Genomic DNA, 18,022 nt, shown 5'->3' on the forward strand with positions numbered 1-18,022 from the left:
TTCGGTTGGCGATCCTGGTGCGGAAGCGTTCCGGTGATGAACGCGGGCACCGTGCCCGGTGGTTCAGGCGTCGACCTTTTCGCTGACGCCTGCCCAGGTGTCGAGGTCGGCCAGCCGTGCGGTGAGGGCGTCGCGCATCGCGGTCGCGCTGAGGACACCGAGCGCGAGTCGTCGCGGGGGGTTCGGGTCGGCGACGGCGGCGCGGATGCCTTCGGCGACCTTCGCCGCACTGGACGCGGGTGTCTCGGCCTGCGGGGCCCGGACGGTGGCGTCGTAGTCGGCGTGCGCGTCCTGGGCCGGGTCGACGTTCGCGCCGAAGGCGGTGGCAGTCGGGCCCGGCTGGACCAGGGTCACCTTGATGCCCAGCGGCGCGACCTCGAGAGCGAGCGCGTCGGAGAGCCCTTCGACGGCGTACTTGCTCGCGGCGAGCATGCCGAACCCCGGCGCGGCGGTCTGGCCGAAGATCGAGGAGCCTTGCAGGATGTGCCCGGACCGCTGGGCGCGCAGGACCGGCAGGGCCGCGCGCAGCACGTTGAGCACGCCGAAGACGTTGGTGTCGAAGAGCGCGCGCGCCTGGGTGTCGGTGGCTTCCTCGACCGCGCCGAAGACGCCGTAGCCGGCGTTGTTGGCCAAGGCGTCGATGCGCCCGAACCGGGTGACGGCCTGCTCGACCGCCTGCTGCACGGCCTTCTCGTCGCGGACGTCGGCGCTGATCGTCAGCAGTCGCTCGGCGGGGCCGAGGCCGGTGAGCGCGGCGGCGTCGCGGGCGACCGCGACGACCCGCTCGCCGGCTTCGAGGGCCTGGCCGACCAGTTCGCGGCCGATGCCGGAAGAGGCGCCGGTGATGAACCAGACGCGGGTGGATGTGGAGTCGGTGGTGTTCGCTGCGTTCGTCATGGTTGTGACCATAAGCGTTTAGATCGCAACTACACAAGAGTGAGGCCGGTTACAGTTGTGGCTTAGGGTCGGTTGAAGGCTCAGGGTGTCGCCGACTCCTTGCGGCGCTGACGCATCGCGCGCATGGACACCTGCGAGCTGCACCCGGGGCTGCAGAAGCGCCCGGAGCGGTTGCGGGTGCGGTCGAAGAACCCGAAGTGGCACGGCGGATTGCAGCACGCCTTCAGGCGTCCCCAAGTGTCGCCCTGGGTCGCTTCGGTGACCGCGCCGAGCACGCCGGCCAGCACGCCCGGCACGCCGCCGACGGCGGGCCGCAGCCGCGCGCCTTCCCGGCTGACCACGGCGGTCAGCGGGTAGCGAGTGCCGGCCTGGGCCAGGTACTCCTCCGCTTCGGCGAGCCCCGGCGCGGGATCGCCCGAGTGGGCGAGCAGCACCGTGACGAGCGCGTCGCGCAGCTCGCGCGCCGCGGCGGCGTCGGATTCGGCGACCGCGACGTCCGAGGGCAGCAGCTCGTGTCCGGCCGCCCAGCTCGCGAAGCCCTGTGCGGTGCCGAACAGCTCCTTGCGCCCACCGGCGTCGGCGTGCGTGTTCACGAATCGCAGTACGGCTTCGGTGCTCTCGACCATGAGTCGATGGTAACTCCTGCGCCGCCAGAGTCACTTTTCGATAGTGGCTATACTCTCACGGTCACAACTGATGTGGCGACCCGACAGGCAGTGCGAAGCGGGAGCCGGGCATCGCCAGCGCTCAGTGCGTGAAATCGGCGAACATGCCGGGCTCGTAGGTTCCCGCCGGGGTCCGGACGACAACGTTCATCCGGTTGGCGGCGTTGATCAGCCCGATGACGAAGACCAGCGCGGCTAGTTGGTCGTCGTCGAAGTGTTTCCGTGCCTGGCTCCAGGTCTCGTCCGACACGCCGTGGCTGTCGGCGATCCGGGTGGCCTCCTCGGTGAGGGCCAATGCTGCCCGCTCGGGCTCGGTGAACACCGTGGCCTCGCGCCAGGCAGCGACCAGGTTGAGCCGAACCGCGGTCTCACCGGCGGCCGCCGCGTCCTTGCTGTGCATGTCGGTGCAGAAGCCGCAGCCGTTAATCTGGCTGGCGCGCAACTTCACCAGCTCCTGCAGTGACCTCGGGAGCGGTGACTGGGAGAGCAGCACGTCGAGTCCGGCCAGTCGCTTTCCGGCCTTGACGGCGAACGCGTTGTCCAACATGGCGAATCGGGCTTCCATGACTTCATCCTCACGTGGTGTCGTGTAGCGGACGACCACCAGACACCGGTGCGGCCCGTCCCTGTGACACCACGGCCTTGTGTCGTGGGCCACACCGGAGAGGCTCACCGGCCCCCTGCTGACGCGCGGTGGATGCGACCCGATCGGGTCTTGGCTTGCGGGAGCGGTTTGGCGAGCATTCCCGTATGCGCAGGCGGGTCTGGTCCCAGCGGTTCCGCTACCGGTTGCGGGTGTGGCTCGCCGCGGGGGTCGTGCTCGGGGTGGCGACCGCGCTCACCGTGGTCACCGGGAGCAGCACCTCGCTGCTCGCCGCCCTGGCGCTGTTCGCCACGGCGTTCGCCGGTGTCGTCGCGCAGGAGCTGGTCAAGGGCGGGACCGCCCACAGGTTCTGGTCCGCGGACCGGCCGCCCTACCCGGGGCTGGAGGCGTTCGCCCCGGAGGACGCCGCGGTGTTCTTCGGGCGGGCGGTTCCCACGCAGGACCTGGTCGACCGGCTGAATCCGGTGGTCCGCGAGCACTCGCGGCGGTTCGTCGCGGTCATCGGGCCCTCGGGCAGCGGCAAGTCGTCGCTGGTGCAGGGCGGGGTGATCCCGGCGCTGCGACAGCGGCGCACCCGCTGGGTGATCAGCCCGGCGTTCCAGCCGGGCACCAGGCCGGTGGCCGCCCTCGCGCAGGCGCTGGCGGAGTTGCCGCCCCAGGTGCCCGCCGACAAGCTCGAAGCCCGGCTCCTGGCCGACCAGGCCACCTTGGGCGCTCGGATCCAGGCGGTGTCGGGGCGGCACCGGCACCTCGTGGTCATCGACCAGTTCGAGGAACTGTCGACTCTGGCCGGCGCCGGAGAACGCGACCAGTTCCTCACGCTGGTGAGCGATGCGCTGGCGGCGAACCCGAACCTGTGGGTGGTCGCCACGCTGCGCTCGGAGTTCCTGACCGATCTGCTGGAGTCCCGGTTCGCCGCGCTGGCCCAGCAGCCGGTGACCGTCGGCGCCCTCGACGCGGACGCGCTGAGCGAGGTCATCGAGGGGCCCGCCGAGCTCGCCGGCGTCAGCTTCGCGTCGGGGCTGGTGAGCCGCATGGTCGCCGACACCGGCGGCGGCGATTCCCTGCCGCTGCTGGCCTACGTGCTGCAGCGGCTTTACGTGCGAAGCCGCGGCCGGGGCGTGATCTCCGTGGAGGACTACGAACGGCTTGGCGGCGTGCGCGGCGCGATCGCGACTCAGGCGGAAGCCGTGCTGCACGACCTGTCCGGCGAAGTCGCGGAGGACCGGGTGCTCCAGCTCCTGCGCAGGTTCGTCACGTGGGAGGGGCGGGAGCCGACTCGGCGCCGGGTGCGGGCCGCCGACCTGACCGAGGATGAGCGGCGGATCGCCGACGCCTTCGTCGACGCCCGGCTGCTGATCAGCCGGAGCAGCAGCGGGCACGTGGTCCTCGACGTCGCCCACGAGGCGCTGTTCCGGTACTGGGCGCCGCTGCGCCAGGAGGTCGAGTCGCACGCCGAGGCGCTGCGCCGGCGCACGCAGCTGGAACGGTGGGCCGGGGAGTGGCTGCGGTCGGGCCGGCTGCGGGCGTTCCTGCTGCGCGGCGAGCGGCTGCACACCGCGATGCGCTGGATGGCCGACAGCACCGAGCAGGCCGTGCCGGAGGTCGCGGAGTTCCTCGCCGCCTCCCGGGGTGACGACCAGGTGTGGCGGGAGCGGCTGGCCGACTCGCTCGCGGCGTAGGCGACGCTCACCACCGAGGTCGACCCCGAGCTGGCCATTCTCACCGTGCTCGCCGCGATCGAGGAGTGCGCGCCGCGCCCGCTGGCGTTCCGCGCCCTGCACCGGGCGCTGCGGGCGAGCCGCCAGCGCGTCCTGCTGCGCGGGCACGACGACTGGGTCTGGGGTGTCGCCTGGTCTCCCGACGGGCGGACGCTCGCGTCGGCGTCGCACGACCACACCGTCCGGCTGTGGGATTCCCGGGACGGCACCGAACTCCGCGTGCTGCGCGCGCACACCGACAAGGTCGCGACCGTCGCCTTCTCGCCGGACGGCACCCGGCTGGTGTCCGCCGCGCAGGACAAGACCGCGCGGATGTGGGACACCGCGTCCGGCGCGGAGCTGTTCCTGCTGACGGGGCACGAGCAACGGCTCGAGGCGGCGGTGTTCAGCCCGGACGGCCGGATGGTCGCGACCGGCGCCCGCGACAACACCGTCCGGTTGTGGTCGGCCGCCGACGGGACCGAGCTCACCGTCCTCACCGGACACGGGGACTGGGTCCAGGACGTCGCGTTCGCCCCGGACTCGGCGACGCTGGCGAGCGCGTCGGGAGACGGCACGGCCGGCCTCTGGCCGCTGGCCGATCCGGCGCTGGTGCACCTGCGCGGGCACCGCGACTGGGTCGAGACGGTGGACTGGTCGCCGGACGGCAAGCGCCTCGCGAGCGGCTCGCGCGACACGACCGTGCGGGTCTGGCACGCCGAGCGGGCCGACCAGCGGCTGGTGATCCGTGGCCACGAGGGCGTGGTGGAGGACCTGGCCTGGTCGCCGGACGGGCTCCACATCGCGAGCGCCTCGCGGGACACGACCGTCCGCCTGTGGGACGCCGGCGAAGGCGAGGAGACCGCCGTGCTCCGCGGGCACGCCGACTGGGTCGAAGGAGTCGCGTGGGCGCCCGGCAGCACGCGCGTGGCGAGCGCGTCGCGCGACGGCACGATCCGGATCTGGGATGCCGCGCCGTCCCCGGAACTGCTCGGGCTGCGCGGGCACACCGGCTGGGTGCGGGCGGTCGCGTGGTCGCCGGACGGGCGCCTGGTCGCGACCGGCTCCCGCGACGGGACCGCCCGGGTGTGGGACGCGGTGACGGGCGCGGCGCTGGTGAGCCTCGCGCACGGCGGCGAGGTCCGTGGAGTCTCGTTCGCCCCGGACGGGCGGACGCTCGCGACCGCGTCCTACGACCGCGTCGTCCGCCTGTGGGACGCCGGCGGCTGGACGGAGTCGCGGCTGCTCTCCGGCCACGAAGACGGCGTGCGGCGCGCGATCTTCGACCCGGCCGGCTCCCGCGTCGCCAGCTGCGGGCGCGACGACACCATCCGGGTGTGGGACGCGGCGACCGGCGCCGAGCTCGCCGTCCTCTCCGGACACCGCGCGACGGTCCGCGGCCTGGCCTGGTCCCCGGACGGATCGCGGCTGCTGAGCGGCTCGAACGACGGCACCGTCCGGCTGTGGCACGCCACCGGCGGCCCCGCGCAGGCGGTGCTGACCGAGCACACCGACGCGGTGACCGGCGTGGCGTGGTCACCCGACGGCACCCGGCTCGCCACCGGCGCCAAGGACCGGCGGCTGCTGGTGTGGGACGCGGAGTCCGGACGACCCGCCGCCGACCTGGGGGAGCAGGAAGAAGTCGTCCGCGACCTCGCGTGGGCCCCGGCGGGTGACCGGGTCGCGGTGGTCCTCGACGACGGCTCCTTGCGTGTGTGGGACCTGGTCGCGGCCGTCGAGCTGGCGGTCCACCGGGGCCATCGCGCCTGGGCGGAGGGCGTGGCGTGGTCGCCCGACGGCACGGCGGTGGTCACGGCGTCCGGCGACGGCACCGCCCGCGTGTGGCCGGTTCTGCCTGATGCGGCAGCACTTCTGGAGCTCGCGCACGACCGGGTGTTCCGCGAGCTGACTCCGGCGGAGCGGGACCGGATGCTGCTCCGCTGAGACCGTGCGCCGCCGGTTCCCAGACAGCTTAGGGCTTCTGCAACGGCGTGTACCTGACCGCCGGAGTCCTGTACTTCACCCGCGTCGTCCAGCTGCCGGCCGGCCAGGTCGGCCTCGGGCTGACCATCGCGGCGCGGTGTCGCTCTCGGGCACCTCGCCGACCGCCACGGCGCCCGCACGGTCTACGCGCTCACGCTCGTGCTCGGCGCGGTCTCGATGGCGGGACTGTGCCTGGCGCAAGGGTTCTGGACGTTCGTGGTGTTCGCGAGCCTCGGCGCCGCGGCCCAGACGGCCGGGCCGGCCGCCCGCAGCCCGCTGGTGCAGGAGTACGGCGGCGACCGGCCGGCGGAGTTCCGCGGCTACCTCCGGTCGGTGACGAACTTGGGCATCGCGCTCGGCGCGCTGCTGGCCGGCTGGGGCGTCGCGGCGGACACCCGCAACGCGTACCTGCTGCTCATCGCGGGCAGCGCGGTGTCGTACGCGGCGAGCACGGCCATCGTGTTGTTCCTGCCGACGGTGCCTCCGAAACCGGCCGGGGCGGGCCCGCGGTGGGTGGCGCTGCGGGACCGGCCGTACCTGGTGCTGACGCTGCTCGACGGCGTCATGGCGATCCAGTACCGGGTGCTGACCGCGGCCGTCCCGCTGTGGCTGGTCGCCCGGACGACGGCGCCGAACTGGACGGTCTCCGGCGTCATGGTCGTCAACACGGTGATCGTGGTGTTCTTCCAGGTCCGGGCGAGCCGCCGGATTGACACGACGAAGGCGGGCGCGGTGGCGTTCCGGCGCGCCGGGTTCGCGTTCTTCGCCGCCTGCGTGGCGATCGCGGCGATGGCGGGCGCGCCGACGTGGCTGGCGCTGGTCCTGCTGCTGGCCGCGGTGGTCGTGCACACGGTCGGCGAGATCTGGCAGGCCGCGGGCGGGTTCGAGCTGTCGTTCACCTTGGCCCCGCCGCACGCGGTCGGGCAGTACCAGGGGTTGTTCGGCATGGGGCTGGGCCTGGGTGTGACGCTCGGGCCGGCGGTGCTGATCGCGCTGTGCATCACCTGGGGCACACCGGGCTGGCTGGTGGTCGGCGGAATCTTCGCGGCGACGGGCCTCGCGGTGCCGGCTGTCGTGCGCTGGGCCGAGCGCGACCGGGTCCGGCCGGCCCTCGTTCGGTGAGCAGGTCGATGAGCAGGTAGGTCACGCGTCGGCGATAACCCTTGGAGGCGGGCGTGTCACCTCTGGTGTCGACGAGCATCGAGGCCGTTCCCGGGTGCTGCTGCCGGCGCCTTCGTCGTCGTGCTCGTCACGACGTGCGGCCCGGCACCCCGGCGTCGCGCCGTACCCGGGACCGGTCGGCTTCAGTCCTGCAGGCGGCAGTCGTCGGGGTCGTTCTCTTCGCGGTGGGCGGTCCGCGCGACCCGCTCCAGCAACGTCCGCAGCTGCTGCTGCTCGGCGGAGTCCAGATCGGACAGCAGCGCTGACTCGGCTTCGCCCAGGCGCTCGCGAGCCTGTTTCAGGGCCTGGGTGCCCTTTTCCGTGATGAGCACCTGGCGCGCCCGGCGGTCGACGGGGTCCTGCTGCCGGGTGAGCAGGCCTTCGGCTTCGAGGTCGTCGAGGAGATAGGTCATCACGGTCTTGTTGAGCGCCAGCTGCTGGGCGAGCGCGAGCTGCGAGCGCGGAGGTCCGGACACGACCGCCATCAGCACCAGGTAGCCCCGGGGGCCACCGGGCAACGCGGCGACGGAGCTCGTGGCGGTCCGGCGGAACTCGCCGGACACCACCCGGAGTGCCCAGCCCAGGTCGCTGTCCAGGCCGAGGGGTTCGTCGCGCTCGGAGGGTCGGGGTGTCACACCGTGATGGTAGGTGGTCCCCGAGATGACTTGCAAGACAGATGGGTTCTCGAGTAGATCGTCTACTGAGTAGACTATCTGCCATGAATACCGCTCTCTGGGTCGTCGCCGGGCTGGTCGCCGCCGGCTTCCTGTTCTCCGGCGTCTTCAAGCTCGCTCTGCCGCACGAGAAGTACGTCGCGGCGCAGCCTTGGGCCGAGGACGCGCCAAGTTGGGCGCCTCGCACGATCGGCGTGCTGGAGGTGCTCGGCGCCCTCGGCCTGATCCTGCCCGCCGGTGTGGCGCCGATCCTGGTCCCGTTCGCCGCGACCGGCCTGGCCCTGGTGATGGCCGGCGCGGTCGTGCTGCACCTGCGGCGCGGGGAGCTCTCGGCGCTGGTGCCGAGCGGGGTGCTGCTCATCCTGGCGGCGGTGGTGGCGTGGGGCCGGTTCGGGCCGTACGCGTTCTGAGCCGGAAGCACTACGAACGAAAGGGGATGACCGTTGCCCATCGCACTGGTGACCGGCGCCAACCGCGGCCTCGGCTTCGAAACGGCCAGGCAGCTCGCCGCCGCCGGCTTCGACCTCTACGTCGCCGCTCGTGACGGAGACAAAGCCGCCGAGGCGGCGGCGAAGCTGGGGGTCCGGCCCCTCACCCTCGACGTCACCGACGACGACTCCGTGACGGCGGCGGCCGCGCTCGTCGAGCGCGAGCGGGGCCGCCTCGACGTGCTCGTCAACAACGCCGCGATCCGGCCGGAGCTGAAGCCGGTGTCCGAGGTGACCGCTGCCTACGCGCGGAGGGTCTTCGACACCAACGTCACCGGCGTGGTCCGGGTGATGCACGCGTTCCTGCCGCTGGTGGAGAAGGCAGGCCACGGCGTCGTCGTCAACGTCGGCAGCGGCACCGGTTCGTTCGGCCGCGTCCACGACCCGGCCCGGATGGAGTCCCGCCTCGTCGAAATCCCTTATATGGCGTCAAAGGCGGCCCTGTCGATGATGACTGTCCAGTACGCGAAGGCGTACCCGGGCCTCCGGATCAACATCGTCGACCCGGGCCCCACGGCAACCGGCATGAACTCACTCCCCGGCGTACAGCCCGTCGAGTCCGGCGCGGCACCGATCGTGCGGGCCGCCCGGTTCGGCCCGGCGGATCCGACTGGCGGCTTTTTCGACGCGAAGGGGATCTCCCCGTGGTGACCCTCAGGACGAGGGCGGTACCCGTGGTTCGGTGACCAGCCACGGGGCGTCCACCAGCCTGACGCGCGGTACCGCCGTGTGGTCGTGCCGCCAGAGCGCGAGGGCGCGCAGCGAGGCGGAGGTGATCTCGATCAGCATCACGGTACCCAGTTCGTCCACTTCGGACTCGGCAAGCACCTCGGTGACGAAGGGCACCGGCGCCGACGACTCGCGCGGGTGGTGTCGACCTGCGCTCGGCGGGCCCCTTCGCAGGCCCCGCGGGGTCAACGTCAGCCGGATCGCGGCGTCGTTCCCGAACAGCGCCCGCTTCGGTGACCGCGTTCCCAGTTCGTCGACCGAGGTGTTTGCCGCCGCGTGGCCGGGGTAGCCGGGACTCGATCTCGCCTACGCCGAGCGTCGGTCTGCGCTGGGGCCACGGTGACCCGGGTCAAGCCCTCAGCCGCCGGGTCGGGGATCGAGTTGTGCGCCCACCCACCTCGCGGTGGCGGAAGGAAGGCTGGTCATGCCGGAACCCTCGGACATCGACAAAGGCGGCAACGAGCCCGAAGAAGCGCGAGAAGGCCACCACGACCTCGTCGCCCAGCCGCACACCGAAGACGAGGGATCGGTCGCCGAAGCGGAAGCCGAGGCGGCCGAGCTGAGCACCGGGAAAGCCCCGTTGGGCGAGCCAGGGCGGAAGCTGGACCGGAAGTCGCCGTTCTTCATCGGGATGCTCGGCGCCGCCGGGGTCGCGGTGACGTACCTGGTGGCCGAGCTGATCGTGACGGCCCAGGACACCCTGGTCCTGATCGGACTGTCCTTGTTCATCGCGATCGGCCTGGAGCCCGCCGTGTCGTGGCTGGCCCGGCACCGGTTCCCGCGCTGGGCGGCCGTGCTCACGGTGCTGCTGGCGCTGGTGCTGATCGGCGGCGGGTTCCTGGCCGCGGCGATTCCGGTCCTCGTCGAGCAGGCCACCGCGTTCGCCCACCAGGTTCCGCAGTACCTGCAGGACCTCAAGGACCACAATTCCCCGCTGGGACAGCTCAACGACCGGTTCGGGATCCAGCAGCACCTGCAGCAGCTGCTCGACGGCGGAAGCTTCGAAGGCGCGCTCAACGCCGGCAAGGCCGTGCTGGGAACGGTGGGCGACCTGCTGATCGTGGTCGTGCTGACGATCTACTTCCTGGCCGACCTGCCCCGCATCCGCGCGGGGCTCTACCGGCTGGTCCCGCACACCCGCCGCCCCCGCACGATCCTCATCGGTGACGAGATCTTCGCCAAGGTCGGCGGGTACGTGCTCGGCAACGCGCTGATCTCGCTCATCGCCGGCGCCGTCGCGTTCGCGTGGCTGCTGATCTTCAGCGTGCCGTACGCGCTGCTGCTCGCGATCCTGGTCGCGTTGCTGGACCTGGTGCCGGTGCTCGGGACGGCCATCGCCGGGATCGGGGTGTCGCTGGTGGCGCTGACGGTGTCGTGGCCGGTCGCGCTGGCCACGGCGGGGTTCTTCCTGGTCTACCGGCTGCTGGAGGACTACCTGCTGGTGCCGAGGATCATCGGGAAGGCGGTCGAGGTCCCGGCGCTGGTCACGGTGGTGGCGGTCTTGCTCGGCGGGGTCCTGCTCGGGGTGGTCGGCGCGCTGGTCGCGATCCCGATCGCCGCCGCGCTCCTGCTCATCCTCCGCGAAGTCGCCTACCCCCGGCTGGACAGGGCGTGAGCCGGATGACCACACGGCGCGCAGTGATTTCCGGGGGCGAGCATCGCCGGCCTCTCGGCGGCCTTCCGGCTGCGGCGAACCGGCTGGGAAGTGACCGTGCTGCAGCGAGCCGAAGCCTTCCGCGACGGCGACCAGAACGTGGACGTCCGGGGCGCCGGTCGCGAAGTCCTCGCGCGGATGGGCCTCACGGAGGCGATCAAAGTCCAGAACACCAGGGAAAACGTCGACGTCGGCTCGGTCGTGCGACATGGTGCCTCTTGTCGTGGTTCGGAGCTATCTCAGTCGGCCGCGCCGTTGTGCCGGGCGCGCTCGCCGGTTTCGACACCGGTGACCTTGCCGGGTACTTCGGCGTAGCGGTATGGATCCTGTTCGGTGCGCTTCAGTGTTGAGGACGATCTCGCCGTCCTCGACGTGCACCCAGATCATCTGGGTCCGCACCGCCGCTGTATTGCACTCCAACGGCGACGGGCTTGACCTGGCGGTCAAGGACGGCTCGATCGTCGGCGTGCGGGGCCGCGCCGACGATCGCGTCCACCGGGGTCGCCTGGATCCGAAAGACCTGTTCGGGTGGCGCTGTCCTCGGTTGGCGAGCGCAGCAAGGACCTGCTCGCGGACCAAGGGCCCAGCGCGATCGGCTTCTGCACCAGCGGGCAGCTGTTCGCCGAGGATGTGGTCGATGAGTTCGCGTGCGTCGTTGTCGACCCGGGATTCGCTGGTCGGCGGTAATCAGCGACGCGGGGCTTCAGAGCGGAGCCGGACGGGCCGAGCAGGATCTGGGTGGTGGCCGCGCGGCTTCGTCGTTGAGGTCGCCGAGCACGATGAGCCGTTCCTGCTCGCTGGGTTGCCGCAGCGTGGTGGCGAGATCCCGGACGGCGACCGCCCGGCCGTTTGCCGTCGGTCGAGCCGGGAACCCGGGGAGTTCCCTTCGGAGCGGGAGGAGAGGCTCGAGCATGACCGCCGAATGTGCGCCGGAGGCCCTGGTGGTGGGCCTGCTGACCGATAACGGGTTGCCCAGGCAGGTCGCCGGGAGAATCGCGGACGGTCTGCCCGCCCGCCTGACCCGTGACCTCGGCGAGGAGACGGCCTGGCGCGTCGAGCACGAGACGCAGTCCCTTCCGCTGACCGAGGAGGGTGACATCCCCATGCTGGCCCTCGCGGAGGAGCGCAGGTCGGAACACGGCTGGGACCTGCTGGTGCTGATCACCGACCTCCCGCGGCGGGCCGGCACGGTCCCGATCGCGTCGGACTACAACGCCGACCACGGTGTCGCGATGGTGTCGTTGCCCGCGCTCGGGGCCCTGCGGCTGCGCGGCCGGGTGTCTCGGCTGATCGTCCACCTGGTCCGGCACCTGGTGGCGCGCCGCGCGGCGAAGGAGGCCGATCCGCCGCGGGGGATCCTCGACCGGCTGCGGGAGCTGGTAGCGCCGACGCGGCACATCCGTGGCCGCGGCGCCGCCGACGAGCACCTGGCCCTGGTGGGGGTGCGCGGCCGCCTGCGACTGCTCGCCGGGATGATCCGGGACAACCGTCCGTGGCGGCTGGTGCCCAACCTCGCCGGTGCCACCGCGGCCGCGGCGGCCACGGCCGCGTACGGCATCATCACGACCTCGTTCTGGAAGCTGGCCGAAGCCTTGCCCGCGTTGCGGCTGGCCGGGATCACGGTGCTGGCGGTCGTGGTCATGGCGGGCTGGCTGATGGTGCACAACCACCTGTGGGACTCGCCGTCGGGGCACCTCGACCGGCGGAAAGCCCTGCTGTACAACGCCTCGACCGCGTTGACGCTGTCGATCGGGGTGGCCTGCATGTACGCCATCCTGTTCGCGCTGGCGTTCCTGGCGTCGATCGTCCTGGTCGAGGGCACTTACTTCGGGCAGGTCCTCGGTCATCCGGCCGGGCCGGCTTCGTACCTCAAGCTGGTGTGGCTCGCGACCTCCGTGGGCATCGTCGCCGGGGCGATGGGCTCGAGCCTCGAAGACGAGGAACGCGTCCGCCGGGCGACCTACAGCCGGCGTGAACGGGAGCGGCAGCAGCGCAACCGCGAGCGCGCCGAGGAAACCGAAAGCGGCGGTGAATACTGAGCGGTCTCCGAGGGCCTCGCCGACCGTGCTGTGCAGGCTGGCCAGAGACCGCACGCCGGCCACGGTCGAGGGCGAGCCGCCGACCAGCCGCAGCCCGACGTCGACCCGGCGGAGCTTCGCCGCGATCCGCACGACAGCCTGGAGGGGCAACGGACCGAAGGTGGCCGGTTCGGTCAGGTCGCGGATCGGCTCGAAAGGTGTGATTTCCCGCGAGGATCACCAGTTGGCGGTCCTCGGCCTGGCGGGTCGACTTGTCGCTGCAGCAGTCCTACCTGATGCAGCTTGATTGCAGCCGTGATCCCGGCTCCGCCGAGCAGAACGAGAAGCATCCGGAGCACCCGCACAGCTCTGCCCCCGTGGCGATGGTCATGATGCAGTACAGCCATTACTACGAGGAATGAGATCAGCGGCGGCGACGCCGTAGACCGCCCGGCTGAACTGGACCAGGTTGAGGTACGCGGCCAGGATCTGGTCCTCGGCCTGCTGGACGTGTCGGCTGGGGCGATCGGGCGATCACTTGCTCAGTCGAACTGTTGCCTGATGCGTGCCGATGACCCCGCCGTCACGGCCGGATCCACGGAAGCCGGATCGCCGCCGGGGCGGGGTGTTCCGGCGACAGCTCCCGAGCCGCGGCGAGTCGCTGCTTGGCGGACACCGACTGTCACGGAGCGGGTGCCCGCGTTCTGGTTCAATGGTGGCGAGTGGTTACGTCATCGCGTGGAGACCACGGAGAACCCGCTCCATGAAGTCGATGCTGTGACGATCGCCGGGGGTCGACCGCGTGTCTTGGACGGTCACCAGACCACGGTCGGCGAGGTCGGAAACCAGGACTCGTGCGACGCCCAGGGGAATTCGTCGATATGCGGCGATTTCGGCCACCGACTGCGACGAGCGGCACAGGAGGCAGATCGCGGCCTCTTCCCGTGAGCACGCGTGCTCTGGAGCACGGCCTCGCTCGGTTGCCGCGATGAGGGTTTCGAGGGGGAGCGTGCGCGTGGGCCGCGTACGTCCATGGGTGCGGAAGTACGGGCGGACAAGATCTGCCGTGCCCGGGTCGAGCCCCAACGCCGGCTCCACTGCTGCTCCTCACTGAAATTGTCGACTGCCGAAAATTATTTGACGGTCGACCGATCGTCGGCAATCGACCGAACGGGTAGGAGCCGGTAACAGACGGCGGCCGACACGATCGCAGCAGGCCCATGGTCGCGCCGTGGGTGATCAGCGAGGGTGCGTTCAGGGGCTTCTGTCGACGTGCGGGGCGGGAACTTGGCCGAAGACGCGTCGCTGGATCTCGCGGCGGTAGTCCTCGAGCGTGTTGTCGAGGTGCACCGCGGCGGCTTGGGCGGCGGCTTCCGGGTCGCCGTCGCGGATGGCCGTGTAGATCGCGGTGTGCTCCTCGACCGCCTCCGCGGCGTGCCCGCCGACCGTGCCGTGGAGACCGATGGTGCTGGACTGGTGCTGCAGCCGCCGGACTTCGCGCACGGCGGCCAGGAGGAACTGGTTGTGGGACGCGGCGGCGATGCCCAGGTGGAAATCTTCGTCGCCGCGATCGAACAGCGGCGCTTCGCCGGTCAGGTACCCCTGGCGGCAGGTTTCCGCGGCCGCCTCGATCGCCCGGAGCTCGACGGGGGTGGCGCGGGTGGCGGCCAGTCTGCTGGCCGTCATCTCCTGCACGCGGCGGAATTCGAACAGCATGTAGACGTGGTCCAGGTCGGTCGGCAGGAAGAAGCCCGACCAGCGGGCCGACCCGAGCATCCCCTCGTCGTCGGCCACGTAGAGACCGCGCCCCTTCTGGGCGCGCACCCGCCCGATGGCGGAGAGGATCTTGATCGCCTCGCGCACCACGGTGCGCGAGGCGCCGAGCCGGGCGGCGAGGTCGTTCTCCGTCGGCATGCGGTCTCCGGCCCGCAGCCGCAGTTCGGCGATGAGCCGGAGGATCTCCTCGGCGACGCGCTCGTACCCGGGCCGGTAGGCCGCTTCCCGGGGCACCGGCTCGCCCGCTGCACGCGTGTCGTCCACCCAGGTGTCTCCTTCGTCCGCGGCTCGGTGCCGTGAACCCTACATCTGCCTCACCCTGGCAACAATGTGTAGTACTTATTTTCTCCGACGAGACCCCTTGACGAAGATGCCTCGGCCAGCTGTGATAGTCCCCGTTAGAGACCGCTCGCAGCAATGTGTACGACACATATGACGTGCCGTCGCCTCGTCAGGTGCGACCTGCGGGTGCCACGATGAAGTGGAGTTCCTCATGACAGCTCATGTGCGCGCCACCGGAGTCAGAGGAAGGCGGTACGCGGTGCTGGCCTTCGGCGTCGCGGTCCTCCTCGCCGCGGTCACAGCCTGCGGCAACGGCGGGAGCGGCGGTGGTGCCCAGGCCGGGTTCCAGCCGGTGCCGCAGACGGGCGGGAAGATCGCCGTCTGGGTCGATTCCACCCGGCTGCCCGCGGCCCAGCTCTACCAGAAGCAGCACCCCGAGGTGCCGATGGACATCGTCACCTACGACGGGGACGCCAACGGCTCGAACTACCTGCAGACCAAGGTCGGCCTCTTCAACCGGACCCGCAGCGGCTGGCCGGACGTGGTGTTCAGCTCGCAGAACAACGAGGTCAGCTGGGCGGTGCAGGCCGGGTTCACCGCTCCGCTGAACAAGGGCCAGATCCCCGACGCCACCCTGAGCGGCTGGACCGCCGGGGCCAACGACCCGTGCACGGTCGAGGGCACGCTCTACTGCCTGCGCAACGACCTCGCCCAGACCGTCCTCTGGTACAACGCCCCGCTGATGCAGTCGTGGGGTTACCAGGTGCCCAAGACCTGGGAGGAGTACCAGGCGCTGGGCCAGCGAGTCGCCACCGAGCACCCCGGCTACTTCGTGGGCACGGCCGGGGACAACTTCACCCCGGAGATCTACCTCTGGGCGTCCAAGTGCGGGGCCAACGAGATCACCGGCCCGAAGTCGGTCAAGGTGAACACCACGAGCCCGAACTGCACCCGGATGGCGTCGCTGCTCGACACGCTCGTCAAGAACCGCACGATGTCCACCAGCAGCGTGTTCAGCTCCGACTTCGACAAGAACGCCGCGGACAAGATCCTCATGATGCCCGGGCCGTCGTGGTTCGGCGGCTCGGTGTTCCAGGAGTCGTTCAAGACCCCGGCCGGTCAGATCGCGGCCGCCCCGCTGCCGCAGTGGGCCGGCGACCCGTCCCCGTCGGTCGGCAACGTCGGCGGCGGCACCTGGCTGCTGTCCGCCCACAGCGCCAACCTGAAGGCCGCCACCGACTTCCTCACCTGGGTCACCACCTCGGACGAGTACCAGGGCACCGTCTCACCGGGTTACCCCGCCTACGCGGCGGCGGCGAAGACCTGGCTGGCGAAGCAGTCCTCGGGCAAGTACTACGCCAACGACATCGCGGCGCCGCTGCAGGCCGCCGCCCCGCAGGTGTGGCCGGGGTGGGGCTACGGCCAGTTCAGCCAGGAGGCGATCTGGGCGGCGACCGTGACACCGGCGCTGACCGCGGGCAAGACGATCGTCTCGATGCTGCCCGAGTGGCAGGCCGCGATCACGAACTACGCGCGGTCCAACGGGTACGAGGTCAGCCAGTGACCAGTGTCGTCCCGGCCGGGAACCCGTCGCGGCGGCGGGTCTTCCGGCCGGGCCGGGCCGGGCACCTGTTCGTCGCCGCCTACGTGGTGCTGCTGATCGCGTTCGGTGTCGTTCCCACGGTCTACGCGGTGTACTTCGCCTTCACCGACGCGGGCGACACCTTCGCCGGCTTCTCGAACTTCGTCGAAGCCGCCGGTGACTTCCGGTACTTCTCCGCCGTCGGACACGTGGCGCTCTACCTGGTGTTCTGGCTCGTTTCGCTGGTCGTGTTCGTCGTCGGGCTCGCGCTGCTGCTGCACCGCCTGACCTCGAGCGGGACCGGCAAGGCCCTGCGCTTCCTGTACTACATCCCGGGCGCGCTCGCCGGGGCCGCGAGCGTCATGGTGTGGCTGTTCATGCTGGACCCGTCGGTGAGCCCGGTGAGCGCGCTGCTGCGCGTGGCCGGGTTCGACACCTTCGGCCAGGTCGTCGCGCCGGACCACCTCCCGGTCCTGTTCACCCTGATCGCCTTCTGGACCGGGGCGGGTGGCTGGATCGTGGTGATGTTCGGCGCACTGAACAACATCTCGCCCGATCTGCTGGAGGCGGCCCGGATCGACGGCGCGGGCGCGTGGCAGACGGCGTGGCGCATCCAGATCCCGTTGCTGCGCAAGTGGATCGTCTACATGGTCATCCTCGCCTTCGCCGGCGGAACCCAGCTGTTCGTCGAACCGCAGCTGCTCTCGCAGGCGAGCGTCGGGGTCGCCGGCCGCGACTATTCGCTCAACCAGCTCTCCTACGACTTCGCCTTCCAGAACAACAACGTGAACACCGCCGCGGCCATCTCGGTGGAGCTGCTGCTGGTCGGGCTCGTCGTCGCCGGCGTGTTCGTCGCCCGATCGGGGTTCTTCGATGCCGACTGACACCCGTCGTCCCGCGCACGTGAACGAGCCGGTGCGCCCCGCGGCCGCTCCACGGCGGCGTCGCGCCCGGAAACTGCCGAACCCGCTCGCGGCCCTGGTGCTCGTGCTGTTCCTCGTCTTCTTCGTCCTGCCGGTGCTGTGGCTCCTGCTGGCGGCCACGAAGACCGACGACCAGCTCGTGCGCGGAAACCCCCTGTCCTTCGGGTCGTGGCACGCGCTGGCGGACAACTGGAACGCGCTCACGTCCTTCCAGGACAACGCGATCTTCCAGTGGCTGGGCAACTCCGCGGTGTACTCGTTCGTGGCGCTGGCGATCACGCTGTGCGTGGCGATCCCGGCCGGCTACGCCCTCGCGATGACCGAGTTCCGCGGCCGGCGCACGTTGCTGGTCGCGACGCTCGTGGTGATGCTGATGCCGAACGCCACCCTCGTGGTGCCGTTGTTCCTCGAGGTGAACGCGGTGGGACTGATCGGCTCGATGTGGTCGATCATCCTGCCGTACGCGTTCTACCCCTTCGGCGTCTACCTGACCTACATCTACTTCACCACCGCTGTGCCGCGGGACCTGATCGATGCGGCGAAGCTCGACGGCTGCTCGCAGTTCGGCGTGTTCCGCCGGATTGCCCTGCCGCTCGCCGCGCCGATCGTGGCCCTCGTCGGCTTCTTCAGCTTCGTGGCCAACTGGACCAACTACTTCCTGCCTTACGTCCTGTTGCCGCAAAGCGACCAGTTCCCGGTCCAGGTCGGCCTGGGCACGCTGCTGAACTCGGTTCCCCAGTTCAACCCGACGGTCGGTACCGCGGCGGTGCAGCGCCCCGAACTGGCGTTGGCCACGCTGCTGGCGATCACGCCCGTCCTCGTCGTTTTCCTCTTCTCCCAGCGCTTCCTGGTCACGGGGATGCTGGCCGGCGCAACCAAGGAGTAG

Annotated in this window: 20 protein-coding genes and 1 pseudogene; 13 read left to right on the forward strand and 8 right to left on the reverse strand. The window is 70.9% G+C overall.

What is annotated here, in order from left to right; all coding sequences use genetic code 11:
• Positions 1-63 precede the first annotated feature (63 nt).
• The 3 genes from ACZ7OU_RS22155 to ACZ7OU_RS22165 form a co-directional block, all read right to left on the reverse strand.
• Positions 64-897, reverse strand: a complete 834-nt coding sequence (locus ACZ7OU_RS22155; RefSeq protein ID WP_470256469.1) for an SDR family NAD(P)-dependent oxidoreductase — start codon at positions 895-897, stop codon at positions 64-66.
• Between the two features lie 80 nt (positions 898-977).
• Positions 978-1,523: a CGNR zinc finger domain-containing protein gene (locus ACZ7OU_RS22160; RefSeq protein ID WP_470256470.1), complete on the reverse strand. Its 546-nt coding sequence runs from the start codon at positions 1,521-1,523 to the stop codon at positions 978-980.
• A gap of 121 nt (positions 1,524-1,644) precedes the next feature.
• Positions 1,645-2,127: a carboxymuconolactone decarboxylase family protein gene (locus ACZ7OU_RS22165; protein ID WP_470238218.1), complete on the reverse strand. Its 483-nt coding sequence runs from the start codon at positions 2,125-2,127 to the stop codon at positions 1,645-1,647.
• A 185-nt stretch (positions 2,128-2,312) separates the two neighbouring features.
• Here ACZ7OU_RS22165 and ACZ7OU_RS22170 point away from each other — a divergent pair, with 185 nt between their 5' ends.
• The 3 genes and pseudogenes from ACZ7OU_RS22170 to ACZ7OU_RS22180 all read left to right on the forward strand — a co-directional run.
• Positions 2,313-3,848, forward strand: coding sequence for an nSTAND1 domain-containing NTPase (locus ACZ7OU_RS22170; RefSeq protein ID WP_470256471.1), 1,536 nt, complete (start codon positions 2,313-2,315; stop codon positions 3,846-3,848).
• A 45-nt stretch (positions 3,849-3,893) separates the two neighbouring features.
• Positions 3,894-5,810: a WD40 repeat domain-containing protein gene (locus ACZ7OU_RS22175; protein ID WP_470256472.1), complete on the forward strand. Its 1,917-nt coding sequence runs from the start codon at positions 3,894-3,896 to the stop codon at positions 5,808-5,810.
• A 153-nt stretch (positions 5,811-5,963) separates the two neighbouring features.
• A pseudogene (locus tag ACZ7OU_RS22180) lies at positions 5,964-6,971 on the forward strand (MFS transporter); the annotation flags it as partial.
• Positions 6,972-7,153: 182 nt separating this feature from the next.
• Here ACZ7OU_RS22180 and ACZ7OU_RS22185 read toward each other — a convergent pair.
• Positions 7,154-7,645, reverse strand: a complete 492-nt coding sequence (locus ACZ7OU_RS22185; protein ID WP_470238215.1) for a MarR family winged helix-turn-helix transcriptional regulator — start codon at positions 7,643-7,645, stop codon at positions 7,154-7,156.
• A gap of 83 nt (positions 7,646-7,728) precedes the next feature.
• Here ACZ7OU_RS22185 and ACZ7OU_RS22190 point away from each other — a divergent pair, with 83 nt between their 5' ends.
• Together ACZ7OU_RS22190 and ACZ7OU_RS22195 are read left to right on the forward strand one after the other, a co-directional pair.
• Positions 7,729-8,094 (forward strand): DoxX family protein, encoded by a 366-nt coding sequence (locus ACZ7OU_RS22190; protein ID WP_470238214.1) that lies wholly within the window; start codon positions 7,729-7,731, stop codon positions 8,092-8,094.
• 33 nt (positions 8,095-8,127) lie between these two features.
• The gene (locus ACZ7OU_RS22195) at positions 8,128-8,823 is read left to right on the forward strand and encodes an SDR family NAD(P)-dependent oxidoreductase (RefSeq protein ID WP_470256473.1); all 696 of its coding nucleotides are present in this window, start codon (positions 8,128-8,130) and stop codon (positions 8,821-8,823) included.
• A gap of 3 nt (positions 8,824-8,826) precedes the next feature.
• Here the strand turns inward: ACZ7OU_RS22195 and ACZ7OU_RS22200 are convergent, their stop codons facing one another.
• Positions 8,827-9,018 carry a hypothetical protein gene (locus tag ACZ7OU_RS22200; protein WP_470256474.1) on the reverse strand — a complete coding sequence of 64 codons (192 nt, stop codon included), beginning with the start codon at positions 9,016-9,018 and terminating at the stop codon, positions 8,827-8,829.
• A 307-nt stretch (positions 9,019-9,325) separates the two neighbouring features.
• Between ACZ7OU_RS22200 and ACZ7OU_RS22205 the strand changes: the two genes are divergently transcribed.
• The 3 genes from ACZ7OU_RS22205 to ACZ7OU_RS22215 all read left to right on the forward strand — a co-directional run bounded on the left by ACZ7OU_RS22205 (position 9,326) and on the right by ACZ7OU_RS22215 (position 11,242).
• Positions 9,326-10,516 (forward strand): AI-2E family transporter, encoded by a 1,191-nt coding sequence (locus ACZ7OU_RS22205; RefSeq protein ID WP_470256475.1) that lies wholly within the window; start codon positions 9,326-9,328, stop codon positions 10,514-10,516.
• Positions 10,517-10,612: 96 nt separating this feature from the next.
• Complete coding sequence (locus tag ACZ7OU_RS22210; protein ID WP_470256476.1) at positions 10,613-10,870, forward strand: hypothetical protein; 258 nt, start codon at positions 10,613-10,615, stop codon at positions 10,868-10,870.
• Between the two features lie 213 nt (positions 10,871-11,083).
• A complete protein-coding gene (locus ACZ7OU_RS22215) occupies positions 11,084-11,242 on the forward strand; it encodes a hypothetical protein (RefSeq protein ID WP_470256477.1) in 159 nt (52 codons plus the stop codon).
• A gap of 16 nt (positions 11,243-11,258) precedes the next feature.
• Here ACZ7OU_RS22215 and ACZ7OU_RS22220 read toward each other — a convergent pair whose 3' ends face one another.
• Entirely contained in the window at positions 11,259-11,468 is a 210-nt protein-coding gene (locus tag ACZ7OU_RS22220) for a hypothetical protein (RefSeq protein ID WP_470256478.1), read from the reverse strand.
• Between ACZ7OU_RS22220 and ACZ7OU_RS22225 the strand changes: the two genes are divergently transcribed.
• On the forward strand, positions 11,467-12,594 hold the full coding sequence (locus ACZ7OU_RS22225) for a hypothetical protein (protein ID WP_470256479.1): 1,128 nt from the start codon (positions 11,467-11,469) through the stop codon (positions 12,592-12,594). The genes ACZ7OU_RS22220 and ACZ7OU_RS22225 overlap by 2 nt on opposite strands.
• A 251-nt stretch (positions 12,595-12,845) precedes the next feature.
• Positions 12,846-12,995: a hypothetical protein gene (locus ACZ7OU_RS22230; RefSeq protein ID WP_470256480.1), complete on the forward strand. Its 150-nt coding sequence runs from the start codon at positions 12,846-12,848 to the stop codon at positions 12,993-12,995.
• A gap of 304 nt (positions 12,996-13,299) precedes the next feature.
• Here the strand turns inward: ACZ7OU_RS22230 and ACZ7OU_RS22235 are convergent, their stop codons facing one another.
• Entirely contained in the window at positions 13,300-13,671 is a 372-nt protein-coding gene (locus ACZ7OU_RS22235; protein ID WP_470256481.1) for a DUF742 domain-containing protein, read from the reverse strand.
• Positions 13,672-13,827: 156 nt separating this feature from the next.
• A complete protein-coding gene (locus ACZ7OU_RS22240; RefSeq protein ID WP_470256482.1) occupies positions 13,828-14,613 on the reverse strand; it encodes a FadR/GntR family transcriptional regulator in 786 nt (261 codons plus the stop codon).
• A 229-nt stretch (positions 14,614-14,842) separates the two neighbouring features.
• Here ACZ7OU_RS22240 and ACZ7OU_RS22245 point away from each other — a divergent pair, with 229 nt between their 5' ends.
• The 3 genes from ACZ7OU_RS22245 to ACZ7OU_RS22255 are packed head-to-tail and all read left to right on the forward strand — an operon-like array spanning position 14,843 to position 18,022.
• Positions 14,843-16,195, forward strand: coding sequence for an ABC transporter substrate-binding protein (locus tag ACZ7OU_RS22245; protein ID WP_470256483.1), 1,353 nt, complete (start codon positions 14,843-14,845; stop codon positions 16,193-16,195).
• Positions 16,192-17,097 carry a carbohydrate ABC transporter permease gene (locus ACZ7OU_RS22250; RefSeq protein ID WP_470256484.1) on the forward strand — a complete coding sequence of 302 codons (906 nt, stop codon included), beginning with the start codon at positions 16,192-16,194 and terminating at the stop codon, positions 17,095-17,097. The genes ACZ7OU_RS22245 and ACZ7OU_RS22250 overlap by 4 nt, the downstream gene beginning before the upstream one ends.
• Positions 17,087-18,022 (forward strand): carbohydrate ABC transporter permease, encoded by a 936-nt coding sequence (locus ACZ7OU_RS22255; RefSeq protein ID WP_470256485.1) that lies wholly within the window; start codon positions 17,087-17,089, stop codon positions 18,020-18,022. The genes ACZ7OU_RS22250 and ACZ7OU_RS22255 overlap by 11 nt, the downstream gene beginning before the upstream one ends.

Source organism: Amycolatopsis sp. NPDC114505 (genome assembly GCF_055633615.1).

Excerpts from the sequence above, each read along its gene's own strand:
- ACZ7OU_RS22155 (WP_470256469.1), bottom strand. The coding sequence starts at position 897 with ATGACGAACGCAGCGAACACCACCGACTCCACATCCACCCGCGTCTGG.
- ACZ7OU_RS22160 (WP_470256470.1), bottom strand. The coding sequence starts at position 1,523 with ATGGTCGAGAGCACCGAAGCCGTACTGCGATTCGTGAACACGCACGCC.
- ACZ7OU_RS22165 (WP_470238218.1), bottom strand. The coding sequence starts at position 2,127 with ATGGAAGCCCGATTCGCCATGTTGGACAACGCGTTCGCCGTCAAGGCC.
- ACZ7OU_RS22170 (WP_470256471.1), top strand. The coding sequence starts at position 2,313 with ATGCGCAGGCGGGTCTGGTCCCAGCGGTTCCGCTACCGGTTGCGGGTG.
- ACZ7OU_RS22190 (WP_470238214.1), top strand. The coding sequence starts at position 7,729 with ATGAATACCGCTCTCTGGGTCGTCGCCGGGCTGGTCGCCGCCGGCTTC.
- ACZ7OU_RS22205 (WP_470256475.1), top strand. The coding sequence starts at position 9,326 with ATGCCGGAACCCTCGGACATCGACAAAGGCGGCAACGAGCCCGAAGAA.
- ACZ7OU_RS22225 (WP_470256479.1), top strand. The coding sequence starts at position 11,467 with ATGACCGCCGAATGTGCGCCGGAGGCCCTGGTGGTGGGCCTGCTGACC.
- ACZ7OU_RS22220 (WP_470256478.1), bottom strand. The coding sequence starts at position 11,468 with ATGCTCGAGCCTCTCCTCCCGCTCCGAAGGGAACTCCCCGGGTTCCCG.
- ACZ7OU_RS22245 (WP_470256483.1), top strand. The coding sequence starts at position 14,843 with ATGACAGCTCATGTGCGCGCCACCGGAGTCAGAGGAAGGCGGTACGCG.
- ACZ7OU_RS22255 (WP_470256485.1), top strand. The coding sequence starts at position 17,087 with ATGCCGACTGACACCCGTCGTCCCGCGCACGTGAACGAGCCGGTGCGC.